The organism is Paraburkholderia atlantica (genome assembly GCF_009362785.1).
GTDB classification, from domain to species: Bacteria; Pseudomonadota; Gammaproteobacteria; order Burkholderiales; family Burkholderiaceae; genus Paraburkholderia; species Paraburkholderia atlantica.
In genome coordinates this window covers 63125-76556 of the sequence record NZ_WHNQ01000012.1, presented here as the reverse complement: position 1 = coordinate 76556, position 13432 = coordinate 63125, and the positions used below count along the sequence as shown (strand labels likewise).

The window sequence follows — 13432 nt, the reverse complement described above, 5'->3', positions numbered from 1 at the left end:
CCGACGTTACTGCCGAAAGCGCGCAGGAAAATCGCGGCGAAGCCCACAGATGATGCGCCTAACCGCGCAACTCTGCACGCCACGCCGCAGCAGACCGGCTGCTTCGCGAACGACGAAGTTCAGGCCGCCTGCAGCCAAAGCTCGACCACCGGACCATGCTTGCCGTCGATCGGATCGAGCGGCGGAAACGGCAGCGCCAGCATGTCGGTGAGTTCCTGCGGCGTCAGCGCTTCGCGGCGAATGTCCCACTGCTGCCCTAACGGATAGCCCGCCACCACCTGAAAATGCGGCTCGAACGATTGCAGGCAATGGCCGGTGCCGGCCGGCAGCAGCAGCACGTCGCCCGCATGCAGCCTCACCACCCGCCCGCCCGGTCCGCCGACGATCACCTCGGCGCTCGCGTCGATCACACCGAGCACCTCGTGCGCGGTCGCGTGGAAGTGATGGAAGTCGAAGATGCTGTTGCGCCACTGCGCGGGCCATGCATTGCGCTCGAACAGGATTTCGAACGCGGCGGCCAGATTGCCGCTGCCGGGCGACAGCGCGCGGCGGTACAGCACGACCGGCAGCTTGCTGTTGTTCGGCACCCAGCCGTGCGGTTCCAGCATGAAAGCTTCGTATTCGGTCTGCGCGGCGTCGAAGCCGTGCTTTGACTCGTTGAACATGATTGCTCCTGGCTTGTGATGCGGTTGCCGCGAACCGGCGTCCGAGCACCGGCTAGCCGCCGCCGATGCCTTGCAGCACCTTGCCTGTGCCGCCGCACACGGTGCAGCGGGCACCTTCGACCTTGCCCGTGCCGTGGCAGGCGCGGCAAATGTCCTCGCCCGCGCCGGGTGTGTTGGGCGGCGCTTCGTCGCCGGGGTTCATCGTTTCGGTTGAATTGTCCGGTTGCATACGCTTTCTCCGGTTGGATGTTGACGGATTGGATGCATGGGCTCGCTCGCGACGCGCCGCGTCATTGCTCGCCCGGCTGCTTGCGATGCGATTCGCGCCCGCCGCCCCCTGGCGGTTCGGCGTGCTCGCCGGTGCCGAGCGGCACTTCGGCGCCGTGCCGCGGCCGCTCGCTCGAGCGGGGCGGATTGGTCGCTTTATCCACGCCGGTCTGCACGACCGGTTCGATGCCGAGCGGACTCGGCTCGACGTAGTGCGTGCCGCTCGGTTTGTTGCGGGCTTTGACTTCGTCGGACATCGCGGGCGCGGCGCGCTCTTCCGGCCGCGCGGACTGCTCGCCGGCCGGCGTCTCGCCCTGCTGCTGAGTGTTGGTGTTGGTCGATTGGGGATCTTGCATCACGCCCTCCTCGTTTGTTCCGCCATCGATGCGCGTCGTGACGCGCTATCTCGAACGGGCACCTGGTGAGTGCAGCAACATTCGAGCCTTGCCGATGAAGTCCGAGCGCAGCGCGACAGGCACGGCCATTGCGAACTCGATGGCAGTACCACCGCACGTTCGCTTTGTAAAAAGGAGAACCCAAAGGAGAACCCCATGAGCATCACGACTATCCGCGTTTCCGATACCGAGGTACAGGTCGAGCGCACGCTGTACACGTTCGCGCAAAAGAGCGACGCCGATGCGTTCCAGAACTGCGTCGTCGATGGTTCGGTCGACACCTGCTATCGCGATCATCCGCCGCTGTCGGCACGTCCGACCGTGCCCGACGAACATCCGGACGATCCCGCGCGTGGCAGCACGATTTCGCCGTCGCTCGGCGGTATGCCTTGATCGCGTTTGCACGTGCCGCGGAATCGGCACCACACTGGCTGCGCGCGCTCAGCCTTCGGGCGCGGCGCGATCGGCCGCGACGATCTCGCGGCCATATGCAATCGCGGCACGGCGAGCTTCGTCGGCGGTCGCATAGGGGCCGATCTGCGGTGCGCCGTCGAACGGGAACAGAATCCGCCTGTCCGCTTTCCTCACCACCTTCAGTCCACCGATATATCGGCCGTCGCCTGTTCCGTGATAGCTGGCGAAGATCTCGAAGTCGTCGTCAGCAACGTCGGCCTTGTGTCGCGCCATATGCGTTCCTCGTCGTGTGCTTTCTGTGAGTGATGTCCAATGCGAGCCGGGCGCGCCCGGTCATCGCGATGCGGCGCGTGTGCGGGGATTCAGCAAGTGACGTTCCACGCAACGACACGCGTCGCCGTGCGGCACGCGCATTGCGCGTCTGAACGAAGACTTTGTGGAGACCCTGATGGATTTACCTGACACGAGCCGGCAAGCGCCCCGTGCAATCGGCACATTCGACCTGAACGCAGCAACCCTGGCGCAGATGTCGATGCGGTCGTTGCCGCTGCATCTGCACGTGCCGACGCCGCCCGAGGTCGACCCCGAGATCCCGCCCAAGACGCCGCCGCCGAACATCGACCCCGATCCGATCCCGGACGATCCGCTCGACGATCCCCACGAACCACCGGAAGGTGATCCACCTGCCGCGCCGCCGCCGTTGCACGCATCGCAACGGCGGGTGCCGTGCATCGGGCTAAGGGACGCGCCGCCGCCGTTACGTTGCTGATCGACCGCAGCGGCTCGATGTCCGGCCGCAAGATCGAACTCGCGCGGCTGTGCGCGAGCGCGCGGTGCGATGCGCTGACGCAGTTGTCGTTCGATTGCGAAGTGCTCGGCTACTGCCCGCTCGAATCCACGCCGATGAAGCAGCTCTACGAGCGGCAACGCGGCCGGTGCGGATTTACGGCGGCACAACCGCTTCGTCGAGCGGCTCGATCTGAAGGTCTACAAGCGCTTCGGCGCGACCGACCTGAGCGGCATCGCCGACATCGACTGCGGGCACGAGAACCCGGACGGCGAAGCGCTCGCCTGGGCCGCGACGCGCCTCGCCGTCATCCGGCCGGGCGCCGCATCCTGATGGTGTTTCCCGACGGCTATCCGTCGACCAGCGACGGCGACCCGCAGGTGTTGCGCAGCGACCTGCGCGAACGTGTCGCGGCGATCGCGAAGCGCGGCATCGAACTAGTGGGGATCGGCGTGCTAACCGATGCGGTCGACGACTTCTATCCGCGCAACATGGTGGTGAGCCGCCTCGCCGAATTGCCGTCGACGGTGTTCTCGGTGCTCGGTTCGATGCTGCTCACTCGTTGAGCATGGGTTGAATGCAGCGACGCGGTGCTACGGGGTTGCCGCCCGCATCGTCGCGATCGGAGTCAGGAATTCCGATACGCCGGTCAGGATGATCTGCACGCCGATGCACAGCAGCAGGAAAGCCGACACCCGCAATGCGACCTTGGTGCCCTCGACGCCGAGATAGCGCGCCAACACGGTCGCGCGGCTATAGATCAGATATACGCAGACAGCCACCGCGAACGTGATCGCGACCGACGCGATGCTCGACATCACGAATGCCGACAGCTTGTGCGTGCGATTCGCGGACAGCGCGATCGCGGTCGCGATCGAGCCGGGCCCGGTGGTCAACGGCACGGTGAGTGGAAAGAACGCACGGGCCTTCGCGGTCTCGGCATCGACGCGCTTCACGTCCGTCTGCTCGGCCGGCGTGTCGGGCGCATTGAGCATCTGCCAGCCGCCGACGGCGAGCGCGAGCCCCCCGCCGATGCGCAACGCCTCCATCGAGATACCGAAGAAGTGCAGGATCGGCGTGCCGATGAAGAACGCTACCAGCAGCACGCAGGCAGCGTTGATCGCAACCTTGCGGGCAAGCGCGTCGCGCTCGTCGAGCGTCAACGATGCGGTCCGATCCAAAAAAACGAATGCGCCGCCGAACGGATTGATGATGCTGATCATGCCGATGAAGCCAAACATAATGTCCGAGATCAGACTTTCGACCATGTGCGTGTCCGTGTGTCTACTTGTGCGGGTTCGCGCATGGGCGCGCTGGCGGTCATGAAGCCGGCACGCATCGCGCGGTCCGGAAAATGCTGCAATGCTCGCAGATCATATCGCGGCGCGCCAGTCGCCCTGCAAAAAAGCCGCGCGATACCTGGCACGTCACGTCGCGTCGCGCTTTGCAGCGCAGCAATCGGTGCGGGAAAGATGAAATTGCAACGGTCGGAACCCTCACATTTATTTTGACCGACTTTACGGGAGCGAAGTATCAGGCATACAGTCTTCAGCGAAGCCGGAATTTCAACGACACATAACTACTAGTTCGAGGAGTTGCCCGCATGCTTCTTCGTATACTTGCCGCGTTGCCGTTCATCGGCATTCTGGTCGGCGTTACGTTTGTCAATCGGGTCGAGCCCATCGTGCTCGGCATGCCGTTCGTGCTGGCCTGGATCGTCATGTGGGTGGTGTTGAGCGCGATCATCATGGCAATCGTCTACAACCTCGATCCGTCCAACCGGCGCGTCGCCACCAATGGCGAGGAGGTTCGCCCATGAGCGCACTCGTCATCATCGCCGCCGTTACGCTATTCGCGCTGTTCCTCGGCGTGCGCGCAAGGCGCGGCCACGACATGAGCCTCGAGCAATGGAGCGTGGGCGGCCGCAGTTTCGGCACCGCATTCGTGTTCCTGCTGATGGCCGGCGAAATCTACACGACCTTCACGTTCCTCGGCGGCAGCGGCTTTGCGTACGGCAAGGGCGCGCCCGTCTACTACATCCTCGCGTACGGCACGCTCGCGTACATCCTGTCGTACTGGATGCTGCCGCCGATCTGGCGCTATGCGAAAACGCACCGCCTCGTGTCGCAGCCGCACTTCTTCACGCGCAAATACGAGAGCCCGGCGCTCGGCACGCTGGTCGCGCTGGTCGGTGCGGCCGCGCTGATTCCGTATCTGGTGCTGCAGTTGAAGGGTCTCGGCATCATCGTCGCGACCGCGTCGTACGGCGTGATCTCGTCGACGGCGGCGATCTGGATCGGCGCGATCGTCGTGACCTCTTACGTGATCGTGTCGGGCGTGCGCGGCTCCGCGTGGAACTCGGTCGTCAAGGACCTGCTGATTCTCGCGATCGTGCTGTTCCTCGGCATCTATCTGCCGCTGCATTACTACGGCGGTTTCGCCGCGATGTTCCGCACCATCGACGCCGCCCGTCCGGGCTTCCTGACCTTCCCGGCGCACGGTTCGAGCGTCGTGTGGTTCCAGTCGACGGTGCTGTTGACCGCGCTCGGCTTCTTCATGTGGCCGCATACGTTCGGTTCGATCTTCACCGCGAAGGACGAGCGGATCTTCCGCCGCAACGCCGCGATTCTGCCGCTCTATCAGCTGATCCTGCTGTTCGTGTTCTTCGTCGGCTTCGCGGCGACGCTGCGCGTGCCGGGCCTGAAGGGCGCCGACATCGACCTGTCGCTGTTCCGCCTGTCGCTGCAGACGTTCGATCCGTGGTTCGTCGGCGTGATCGGTGCGGCCGGTATCCTGACCGCGCTGGTGCCCGGCTCGATGATCCTGACCTCGGCCTCGACGCTGCTCGCCAACGACGTCTATCGCGGCATGGTGAACCGCAACGCGTCGGATGCGTCGGTCGCGATGATCGCTCGTGTTCTGGTGCCGGTCGTGGCGCTGGTCGCGGTCTTCTTCACGCTGAACGGTGGCGAAACCATCGTCGCGCTGCTGCTGATGGGCTACAGCTTCGTTACGCAACTGTTCCCGGCCGTGATCTGCAGCCTGTTCCCGCACAACCGCGCGACCCGGCAAGGCGCGTTCTGCGGCATCGTCGCGGGTGTCGCGGTGGTCACACTGACCACTACGCTGCACTGGAGCGTTGGGCAGCTGATGCCGTTCCTGCCGGAGGCGCTGAAGGACGTCAACATCGGCTTTCTCGCGCTTGCCGTGAACGTGATCGTGTTCGTGATCGTCAGCGCGGTGACGCAGCCGAGCGCGGCCGAGCAGGAGAAGCACGCGTCGGCGCATTGAAAGATAGCTACGCCTGATGCATCTGAAGGGGCTGTTCGCTTCGGCGACAGCCCCTTATTCTTTCGGTTCACGGTTCGACCGCTCATCCCTCGATCCCCGGAGCCCCGACATGTCCTACGTTCTCTACTACTCGCCCGGCGCGGCCAGCATGCCCGTGCATTGGATGCTGCTCGAAATGGGCGTGCCGTTCGAAGCGCGCCTCGTCGATATCGACGCGGGCCAGCAGCACGATCCCGAGTATCTGCGCTTGAACCCGGCTGGACGCGTGCCGACGCTGGTCGTCGATGGCGTGCCCCGGCATGAATCGGCCGCGCTGCTGATGCTGCTCGCCGAGCGTCACGCCGACGCCGGGCTCGCGCCCGCGCCCGGTACGCCCGCACGCGGCGAATGGCTCGAATGGATGATCTACCTCGCGAACACGCTGCTGCCCGCGATGCGCGACTGGTTCTACGCCGCAAGCGACGGCGACCCGGCCGGCGCCGACGCGGTGCGCGCGCTCGCGCAACGCCGCATCGAAGCAGCGTGCGCGCGGCTCGACGCGCATTTCGCCGGTGGCCACGCGTACCTCGCCGGCGACAAGCTCAGCACCGCCGATCTGCTCGCGCTCGTGCTGATGCGCTGGACCCGCAACATGCCCCACCCGGCGACGGTGGGCTGGCCGCATCTCGCGGCCTACATCCGCAAGCTGCGCGCACGGCCGGCGTTCATCGAACTCAACGAGCGCGAGAAGCTGACCGAGTGGCGCAACGACGCTCAGTGACGCTCGACAGGCTCGAGCTTCACATTGCCGCTTCCCTGCCCGTCTGCGCGGCGAACGCGAAGCCGTTCTTGCCGTCGCGCTTGACCTGATACATCGCGGCATCGGCGGCGGCGATCAGACGGCGGTGATCGTCGACGTCGTCGGGATAGCTCGCGATCCCCACGCTCGCCCGCACGCGGCCGATTCCCATCTGCTCGTCGGTCTCGACCACGCAGGCCATCAGCCGGCGCGCGATCTCGGCGAGCTCGTCATCGCCGGCGAAGGTGCGCACCAGCACCGCGAACTCGTCGCCGCCAATGCGCGCGACCAGATCGCCTTTGCGCACCGACGCGCGAAAGCGCGCGGACACCGCGGCGAGGAATTCGTCGCCGGTGCGATGCCCGAACGAATCGTTGACCTGCTTGAAACCGTCGAGGTCGATATACAGCACGGCGAGGCGCTGCTCGACGGCCAGGGTCCGCGCGTTTTTGGCGGCGGCGTCGAGCGCGGCCAGCAGCTTGCGGCGGTTCGACAGGCCGGTCAGCGAATCGTGCAGCGACGCCAGCTCGAACTCGTGCGACTGCCCCGCGAGCTGGCGATTGCGCTTCGCGTACATGCCGAGCGCCGTGATCAGCATGCAGAACAGCAGCGCGGCGAGCGCGATCAGCGTGCGCGCGACGTGCGCGACCCGCAGCCGCACGTCGGCGCTCGACGCGTCGCGTTGCGCGCGCCAGTAGGCCGAGACGCTGCCCAGCACCGTCGCGACGGCTTCGGGCGTCGCCTGGGTCGGTGACATCGACGGAATGGGCGGCGCTGGCGACGGACTCGCGTTGACGAGCGCCGCGAGCGACGCGAAACGCCGCGCGAGTTCTGCGCGCGCCGCCTCATAGGCCGGCACGAACGACGCGTCGTGACTCGCCGGAGTGTCGGCCATGCGCTTCCACGCGGCCAACTGTTCGCGCGCGCTGTCGACGCGCTCGGCGGCTTCGAGCACGAGGCCCGCGTACTCCTGCTTCAGCTGATCGGAAAACACCGTGCGGATCTGGATCGCCACATACAGCAGGCCGAACAGCAGACACAACAGCGCGGCCACGGCGACGCTCGCGGGCCCCGGCCGGAAGCGCCACACCGGCCCGCGCGCGTGTGCGGCGCCGCGCAGCCCGGCTTGCCCTGCTGACCCGGCGACCGCGTGCTCAGGGATGGGAGTACGGATCTTGTTGCTGTCGGCCGTTGTCATGTTGACGATAGCTCACGCGTCGAAAGAACTGTCCGATCCGCGCAAACAGACCGCCCCTGTGCTGCGACGACGCGCGCCGCTCCTGCTGCGCGACGCGCGTTTCTTTCGCGTCGTGACCGCCCGCGGGCTTCGCGGTCGAATTGGCGACGTGCCGCGTCGAGCGCGGCGGTGGCGTGGGAACAATCGGGGCCGTGGGTGGATGGGTCGACAGATCCGCCGACAGGTCCGCCGATGTATCGACCGGCGTATCGGCCAGCGCGGCGGTGAGATTCGGCTCAGGCGTACTCGGGTGGATCTGACCGGACCACACGGCCGGGTTGGTGTCCTCGAAGCCGCCGTTCGCGCCGGCCGTTGCGAGCGCGACGTCTGAGGCGGTGGCTTGCGTGGCCGACTGCGCGATGGAGGGCGTGGCGGCCTCCTGCGGCGCGTGCGCGACGGCCACCGTCGGCACCGCGGGCGCCGACGAACCGAGCGCCTGGCGTGCGCCCGCAATGGCATCCGCGTAGGTCTGCTGATCCTGGTTGAACCAGACGCCGTAGGCGACGGTGCCCATCACGCCGAAGGTCAGCGCACCGGCCGCCGCGAGGCACAGCGCGAGGCGGCCGAAGCGCGGCGGCGGCACGCCCGATTCGTCGGTGCCGTCGGGTTCGAAGGAGGAACGGCCGTCCGTTGTGGAATCACGCAAGTCGGTATCGTCGGGATCGGTAGCCATCGCAATACGCTCCGGGTATGCCACTTCCTGCTGACAAGCTGGCGCACTGACGAGTCGCCGCGTAAGCCGCGCTCGCTGGCTGCCGCCGCACGCAATGCTCAATGAATGTAATCCTGTCGCGAACGGCCGACAACACAGCAGCGTTGCGTTTCCGCCTCGCTTCCAGGGTGCATCAGACGACGCCGCCAGACACCGCATGAGTTGGCAAAAAAGCGTGCAAATTTGGTAAAAACTCCCACCTCGCTAACAGCGACTCAGCCAGCCGCGCGCCTGCCGTCACCGCGACGCCCGATGCGACGCGGGTTCCGCGAAACGCGCCAACGCGGTCGCCGTTTCGCACGCAACATCCGGGCCTGATGGCGCACCGATGCCCGACACCCGGAGCATCGCTTGAAACCCGCGTGGGAGTAAGCGCCGCGCGCCTTGAGCAGTATCCCGCGAACCTGGTACCGTGCGAATTCCCGAAACCGTCCGCGCGTGGTGGTAAGGTCACCTGCGCATGTCGCGAACGCGCGCCGTGCCGCACGGTGCCCGGCCCTACGTCATCGGTCAGCATAAAAATCATGTCGAACAGGTATCAGCACAAACCCCTCACGCCGTGGCACCGCGCGCTCGCGCGCTTCTCTCTTTCGGAAACCGCCAAATACACGAAGCTGACGCTCGGCCTGTGGATCGGTTTCGGCATCCCGTACCTGCTCGGTTTTCCCGACGCGGCCGTGCCGCTCGCCGGTTCGACGATGCTGACGCTGGCGCTCGGTAGCTCGATTTCGGCGGCGCGAAGCTACTTCTACAAGCGGGTGTTTTCCAACGTGGTGGCGATGCCGATCGGCACGCTGCTGATCTGGCTGACCGCGCCGCACCTGTGGATGGGCGCGGCGCTGCTGCCGCTCGTGATCTTCAGCATCGTCGCGCTGCGGCCGTCACTGTTCCAGATGACCAGCATTACGGTGCCGATCACGCTCGTGCTGTATACCGGCGAACATCTGCCACTGCTCGAACAGCGTCTGATTGGCGTGGTGCTGGGCATGTTCCTCGGCTTCGTGATCCAGCAGATCGCGTTTCCGCCCGATCACGGCTACTGGGCGAATACGCTCGTCAACGACGGCAACGAACAGGCCACCGACGTCGTCGCGCAACTGGCCGCAGGTCAGCTCGACAAAGCGCAGATCAAGCCGGCGGCCTCGAAGCTGCGCACACTGAGCACGAACCTGAAGCAGGCGCACCTGCTGCTGAAGACCGACCTCGAGCAGGCGTGGGTGTCGCCGCATCTGAAGCGCAACGCGGCAAGGCTGCCGGTGTTCGCGTGCTATCAGGAGACTTTCGATTCGCTGGTCAATTTTCTCGAAACGATGGACACGTTTCACGATCAGTTCGCCGCGCTCGATGCCGCGTGGCGCGAAATGTTTCTCGCGCGGCTCGCGCGCCTCGTCAACGCTCACCGGCAGTTGGCCGAGGCGGCGGACCTGCGCGTCGAGCGTCCGCCGCTCGGCGCCCCGCCTCTGCATATGGAGGACCTGCGTCAGCTGACCGAGGACCTGCCTGCGTCGAACGTGTTTACGCGCGTGTACCTCGGGCATCTGACCGGCTATGGGATTCTGCTATGCCGGTTGAGCGAGCTGCATACCGCGTGAGCGGCGCGGGTTGTCCGATTCACCGCTCATTGCACGGCTCATTGCACGGCTCATTGCACGGTAATGGTGGCCCGCATGTTCGGATGGATGCCGCAGAAGATCTTGTACACGCCCGGTTTATCGAACTTGAATTGATAGGTATCGTCCTGATCGAGTGCGGCCGAGCGGAACAGGCCCGCATCGTTGACCACCGTGTGCGGCTCGCCGTCGAGATTTTTCCATGTGACCGTCGTGCCCGCCTTGACGGTCAGCTCCGTCGGCGTGAAATTAAAGTTCTTCATGAACATCGCGTTAGGCGTCGACGCAACGGTCTGTGGCTGCGCCGCCTTCATCGGCATCTGCATCGGCATCGGCATGGTGGTTTGCGCGAAGCCGAGCCCCGCCGACATCGCCAGAATCGCGGCACTGCCGAGCGCAACTGCGAGTGCCCGGCCCTTCAGGTTGGTTGGCATCATTGATCTCCTCGAGCTTAAAAGTAGCGCGTGCCGTCAGGCGAGCGTCGTGTCGTCGAGCGTCGCCTTCAGCGGATGACGCGCGATGCTGACGCTCGTCACGCCGAGCATCTTCGGCAACTGGTCGCTCGCGACCTTCAGCGGCCCCGGGCCTTCGCCCTGGCCGGCGGTCGGTTGCGGATAGGCGGTCGAGCGGGCGGTATGGAACGTCACGTTGCCTTCGACCTTCGTCACGATCTGATGAATGTGACCGTTCAGCACCGTCACCGAACCGAAGCGCTTCAGATAGTCCATCGCCTGTCCCGCGTCACCCGTGCCCCAACCCCACGGCTCGTAGATCGTCCACATCGGCATATGCGCGAACACGACGACCGGGGTGCTCGACGCGCGGCCTTTCAGATCGTTTTCGAGCCATTCGAGCTGCTCGCCGCCGAGACCGCCGAGGCCGTTCGGCTTGAAATTCATCACGTTGACGAGGCCGACGAAATGCACGCCCTGGTGATCGAAGCTGTAATAGCCGCGGTTATCCGACGCCTTGCCGAAGCGGCTGAAGTACTCGGTGCCGGGGCCATCGGTGACGTCATGCTCGCCGGGGACCGTGTGCAGCTCGGTGATCTTCAGTCCCGACATCAACTGCGCGGCCAGATCGAATTCCGCGGGCTTCGACAGGTGCGTGATATCGCCGGTGTGAATCGCGAGCGGCGGCCGCGACGGCATCGCGTTGACGTAATCGATCGTCTGTTTCAACGTGCCCGCCACGTCGGGATTCGCTTCCTTGTTGAAGCCGATATGCGTGTCGCTGATCTGCAGGAAAAGCGGCGTGCCCGCCGCTGGCGTCGCGGTCTTCGCGTCGGCCGCGAGCGCGAGTTCGACCGGCGTCAGCACACCGCCCGACAGCATGAACACGGTGCCCAGGCCACCGAACGCAAGACACTTCAGCGCGCCGCGACGCGCCGGATCGAATGAATGTTGTGACGACATGATGACCTCACGATAGGGATTCGTCGAACCGAACCCGGTTCGTGAGGCATGACTGTCGGGTGGCGGGTTTTATTCCCGCGTCGTGCGGCGTTTGTGGGAGGCGGCGCGTGTATGCGAACAGAAAGCGGCCAGTAAACGCCGTGACGGATTACACATTGGATTGAACATTACGTCAGCCGCCGACCGCCGCGATGATCCGCGCGCGCATCGCTGCGTCGGGCAGCGGTCCCGATCCCGCGCGCACGTTGTCCGCCATGTATTGCGGCCGCCCGGTGCCGGGAATCACGACCGTCACCGCCGGCTGCGCGAGCACGAATTTCAACAGGACCTGCGCCCAGCTCGTGCAGCCGATTTCGGCGGCCCATGCGGGCAACGGCGTTTTCATCACACGCGCGAGCAATCCACCGCCGCCGAACGGCTGGTTGATCACGACGCCGATGCCGAGTTCGGCCGCGAGCGGCAGGATGCGTTGCTCGGCCGCGCGACCGTCGGCGGCGTAGTTGATCTGCACGAAGTCGGGCTTCTCGCTGCGCATCACCGCCGCGACCTGGTCGAACGCGCTCGATGTGTAATGCGTGATGCCGAGATAGCGAATCCGGCCGCGCGCCTTCCAGTCGCGCAACGTCGCGAGCTGCGTGCGCCAGTCGAGCAGATTGTGGATCTGCATCAGATCGACATGCGGCTGCTGAAAACGCCGCAGCGATTCCTCCATCTGCGCGATGCCGGCTTCGCGTCCCTCGGTCCAGACTTTGGTGGCGACGAAGGCCTTGCGATGCGCGTCGAGCTGCGTGAGCAGCGCACCCGCGACCGCTTCCGACGAACCGTACATCGGCGATGAATCGATCACCGAGCCGCCCGCTTCGAACAGGATGCGCAGCACGTCGGCGAGTTGCGCACGCGCGGCGTCATCGTCGCCGACGTCGAAGGTGCGCCACGTGCCGCAGCCGATCACGGGCAGCGCTTCGCCGGTGGACGGGATCGCGCGGCGGTTCATGCGGGGTAAGGTGGTATCGGGTTGCGCCGGTTTGTTGGTTTGCCCGGACGTGATGCGCGACAACGCGAGTGTTGCCGGTAATCCGAGCGCCGCGCGCAGAAGGCGGCGGCGGTGAGCGTGGTTGGGAGAAAGTGCCATAGCGGATACGGTGCCATCGTGCATGGGAGTTCGATCGTCATCGCAGCGGCTAAAGCACACCCCGCCTCGCGAATTCGACAGCCAGACCATCCGCATCGACGAACCGGTAGCCCTGCAAACCAGCCGCGAGCGCGCCGTCCACGTTGGCCTCGCTGTCGTCGATGAACAGCGTCTCCGTTGCGGCCGCGCCGAGCCGTTCGACGCAGCGCAGATAGGTTTGCGTGGCGGGCTTCGCCGCGCCGAACGCCGCCGACGAATAGACGTGCGCCCCGAACAGCCGCGCCACGGGCGGATTCAGATAAGCGATGTGATCGGTCAGCAGGCGGCAGTTGTTCGTCAGTATCGCGATGCGGCAACGCTGCGACGCGCGCGACGCCAGCGCGAGCGCCGTTTCGTTTGGTGTGATCGACGCGAGCCGTGCGTCGAGCCATTCGGCGCGGCTCACCGGATAACCGAGCAGCGCGCCGAGTTCGCGCAGATATTGGTCGTCGCCGATTTCGCCGCCATCGGCGCGCGCCTCGAGTCCCGAGCCCCAGATCGCATGACGCACGGTCTCTTCCGTGCAGCCCGCGATCGCCGCGAGACGCTCGACACGCGCGGCGCGGTCGTAGTGCGACAGCACACCTTCCAGGTCGAACAGAAGCAGCGTGACGGGTGCGCTCATGCTGTCGGTCTCGCGGGTTGAATATTGAGCCATACACCATGCGCCCTTTGCGCGTTACGCTCCGG

18 protein-coding genes are annotated in these 13432 nt (G+C 65.6%); 7 read left to right on the top strand and 11 right to left on the bottom strand.

What is annotated here, in order from left to right:
* Positions 1-119: 119 nt before the first annotated feature.
* The 3 genes from GCT19_RS18750 to GCT19_RS18745 form a co-directional block, all read right to left on the bottom strand.
* Positions 120-665 (bottom strand): cupin, encoded by a 546-nt coding sequence (locus tag GCT19_RS18750; protein ID WP_018438094.1) that lies wholly within the window; start codon positions 663-665, stop codon positions 120-122.
* 52 nt (positions 666-717) lie between these two features.
* Positions 718-894: a hypothetical protein gene (locus GCT19_RS42795; RefSeq protein ID WP_018438095.1), complete on the bottom strand. Its 177-nt coding sequence runs from the start codon at positions 892-894 to the stop codon at positions 718-720.
* Positions 895-955: 61 nt separating this feature from the next.
* Positions 956-1288, bottom strand: coding sequence for a hypothetical protein (locus GCT19_RS18745; protein ID WP_018438096.1), 333 nt, complete (start codon positions 1286-1288; stop codon positions 956-958).
* Positions 1289-1483: 195 nt separating this feature from the next.
* On the opposite strand from GCT19_RS18745, the gene GCT19_RS18740 reads away from it, so the two are divergent.
* Positions 1484-1720: a hypothetical protein gene (locus GCT19_RS18740; RefSeq protein ID WP_018438097.1), complete on the top strand. Its 237-nt coding sequence runs from the start codon at positions 1484-1486 to the stop codon at positions 1718-1720.
* A 48-nt stretch (positions 1721-1768) separates the two neighbouring features.
* On the opposite strand, the gene GCT19_RS18735 is transcribed toward GCT19_RS18740, so the two are convergent.
* Positions 1769-2014: a DUF6723 family protein gene (locus GCT19_RS18735; protein WP_013091739.1), complete on the bottom strand. Its 246-nt coding sequence runs from the start codon at positions 2012-2014 to the stop codon at positions 1769-1771.
* Positions 2015-2189: 175 nt separating this feature from the next.
* Here GCT19_RS18735 and GCT19_RS18730 point away from each other — a divergent pair, with 175 nt between their 5' ends.
* Both GCT19_RS18730 and GCT19_RS18725 read left to right on the top strand, forming a co-directional pair.
* Entirely contained in the window at positions 2190-2510 is a 321-nt protein-coding gene (locus tag GCT19_RS18730) for a hypothetical protein (protein ID WP_176136173.1), read from the top strand.
* Positions 2468-3094: a cobaltochelatase CobT-related protein gene (locus GCT19_RS18725; RefSeq protein ID WP_193727418.1), complete on the top strand. Its 627-nt coding sequence runs from the start codon at positions 2468-2470 to the stop codon at positions 3092-3094. Before GCT19_RS18730 ends, GCT19_RS18725 begins: the two co-directional genes overlap by 43 nt.
* Before the next feature lie 27 nt (positions 3095-3121).
* Here the strand turns inward: GCT19_RS18725 and GCT19_RS18720 are convergent, their stop codons facing one another.
* Entirely contained in the window at positions 3122-3796 is a 675-nt protein-coding gene (locus GCT19_RS18720; protein ID WP_018438100.1) for a MarC family protein, read from the bottom strand.
* Between the two features lie 335 nt (positions 3797-4131).
* Here GCT19_RS18720 and GCT19_RS18715 point away from each other — a divergent pair, with 335 nt between their 5' ends.
* The 3 genes from GCT19_RS18715 to GCT19_RS18705 all read left to right on the top strand — a co-directional run bounded on the left by GCT19_RS18715 (position 4132) and on the right by GCT19_RS18705 (position 6579).
* Positions 4132-4347: a DUF3311 domain-containing protein gene (locus GCT19_RS18715; protein ID WP_018438101.1), complete on the top strand. Its 216-nt coding sequence runs from the start codon at positions 4132-4134 to the stop codon at positions 4345-4347.
* Positions 4344-5819: a sodium:solute symporter family protein gene (locus GCT19_RS18710; RefSeq protein ID WP_018438102.1), complete on the top strand. Its 1476-nt coding sequence runs from the start codon at positions 4344-4346 to the stop codon at positions 5817-5819. The genes GCT19_RS18715 and GCT19_RS18710 overlap by 4 nt, the downstream gene beginning before the upstream one ends.
* Before the next feature lie 109 nt (positions 5820-5928).
* A complete protein-coding gene (locus GCT19_RS18705; RefSeq protein WP_152852749.1) occupies positions 5929-6579 on the top strand; it encodes a glutathione S-transferase family protein in 651 nt (216 codons plus the stop codon).
* 19 nt (positions 6580-6598) lie between these two features.
* Here the strand turns inward: GCT19_RS18705 and GCT19_RS18700 are convergent, their stop codons facing one another.
* Together GCT19_RS18700 and GCT19_RS18695 are read right to left on the bottom strand one after the other, a co-directional pair.
* The gene (locus tag GCT19_RS18700) at positions 6599-7795 is read right to left on the bottom strand and encodes a GGDEF domain-containing protein (RefSeq protein WP_026229197.1); all 1197 of its coding nucleotides are present in this window, start codon (positions 7793-7795) and stop codon (positions 6599-6601) included.
* Entirely contained in the window at positions 7752-8507 is a 756-nt protein-coding gene (locus tag GCT19_RS18695; protein ID WP_018438105.1) for a hypothetical protein, read from the bottom strand. Before GCT19_RS18695 ends, GCT19_RS18700 begins: the two co-directional genes overlap by 44 nt.
* A gap of 563 nt (positions 8508-9070) precedes the next feature.
* Here GCT19_RS18695 and GCT19_RS18690 point away from each other — a divergent pair.
* The gene (locus tag GCT19_RS18690; RefSeq protein WP_018438107.1) at positions 9071-10138 is read left to right on the top strand and encodes an aromatic acid exporter family protein; all 1068 of its coding nucleotides are present in this window, start codon (positions 9071-9073) and stop codon (positions 10136-10138) included.
* Between the two features lie 50 nt (positions 10139-10188).
* Here the strand turns inward: GCT19_RS18690 and GCT19_RS18685 are convergent, their stop codons facing one another.
* From GCT19_RS18685 to GCT19_RS18670, 4 genes are all read right to left on the bottom strand, one after another.
* Complete coding sequence (locus tag GCT19_RS18685) at positions 10189-10590, bottom strand: cupredoxin domain-containing protein (protein ID WP_152852825.1); 402 nt, start codon at positions 10588-10590, stop codon at positions 10189-10191.
* 36 nt (positions 10591-10626) lie between these two features.
* Positions 10627-11571 (bottom strand): metallophosphoesterase family protein, encoded by a 945-nt coding sequence (locus tag GCT19_RS18680; RefSeq protein ID WP_152852748.1) that lies wholly within the window; start codon positions 11569-11571, stop codon positions 10627-10629.
* Positions 11572-11743: 172 nt separating this feature from the next.
* Positions 11744-12703, bottom strand: coding sequence for an aldo/keto reductase (locus GCT19_RS18675; RefSeq protein WP_152852747.1), 960 nt, complete (start codon positions 12701-12703; stop codon positions 11744-11746).
* 49 nt (positions 12704-12752) lie between these two features.
* Positions 12753-13367 carry an HAD family hydrolase gene (locus GCT19_RS18670; protein ID WP_152852746.1) on the bottom strand — a complete coding sequence of 205 codons (615 nt, stop codon included), beginning with the start codon at positions 13365-13367 and terminating at the stop codon, positions 12753-12755.
* Between the last annotated feature and the right edge of the window lie 65 nt (positions 13368-13432).